At 66.0% G+C, this 1125-nt stretch carries 1 protein-coding gene; it reads right to left on the reverse strand.

From position 1 onward, the window contains the following. A partial coding sequence (locus tag BH95_RS24985) for a condensation domain-containing protein (protein WP_037184753.1) occupies positions 1-1125 on the reverse strand: 1125 nt, incomplete at both ends.

Genomic DNA, 1125 nt, shown 5'->3' on the forward strand with positions numbered 1-1125 from the left:
CCGTGGCGTGCGCGCCATGCGCAGGTCGCGATGCCCAGTGCGGTGAGGAGGATGTCTTCGACGCTCGCCGAGAGGGCGGTGGTGATGTCGCCGATGAGGGTAGCGGTGAGGTCGGCGGGAACCGTGACCTCGATCTGTCCGGTTGTGGCGTGAGTGTCGCGCTCCGGGTCGACGCTCCGCTCGCCGAAGAGAGGCTGTATGGCGTCGGCGACGGTGTTCCAGTGCTCGAGTTGGTCGGTGAGGTGGGGGTCGCGTGCGCGTTCGGTCAGTGCGTGGGTCCATGTGGTGATGGAGGTTCCGGCGGGGAGCAGGTCGTCTTCGGTGGCGCCGGTTTCGAGTGCCCAGGCGTGTGCGAGGTCGTCTTGAAGGATGCGCCAGGAGACTCCGTCGACAGCGAGGTGATGGATCACCATGACGAGGCGGCCGGTGGCATCACCGGAGGTGGTGCACCACATTGCGCGCCAGAGGATTCCGTTCGTCGGATCCATCTGATCGGACATTCGGGTGACGAGGTCGTCGACTGTCGTCAGCCATTGCGGGCTCGACCAACCGTCCGACGTCGTCAGCGATTGGATCGGCGATTCGACCGTTGTGGAGGGAAGCGTGAACTCCCAGGTTTCGGAGCGGCGAAGGCGAGCGCCGAGCGTGGGGTGGGCTGTGGCGATCCTGTTGAGGATTCGGTGGAGGGTGTCGGTGGTGAGGTCGGGTGGGGTGGTGAAGACGAAGGATTGGGTGAAGTGGTCGAAGCCGGGTCGGTCTATGTAGCGGGCGGCGATGGGTTGCAGTGGTGCGGTGGTGACGGTGGTGGGTCCGGTTTCGGTGTGGGTCTGGGTGTGGGTGTCGGCGATTCGTGCCAGGGCGCTGATGGTGCGGTGGGTGAAGATGTCGGCGGCGGTGATGGTGATGCCGGCGCGGCGGGCTGCGGTGACGACTTGGATGGAGGAGATGGAGTCGCCGCCGAGGCGGAAGAAGTCGTCGTCGATCGACAGTGGGGTGTCGGTGGGCAGGTGCAGGATGTCGGAGAAGACGGTGGCGAGGGTGGTTTCGGTGACCGTGCTCGGTGTGTGTCCGCCGGTGAGGGCTGCGGTGAGGTCGGGTGTGGGTAGTGCGCGGCGGTCGAGTTTG

The organism is Rhodococcoides fascians A44A, from assembly GCF_000760735.1.
GTDB classification, from domain to species: domain Bacteria; phylum Actinomycetota; class Actinomycetes; order Mycobacteriales; family Mycobacteriaceae; genus Rhodococcoides; species Rhodococcoides fascians_E.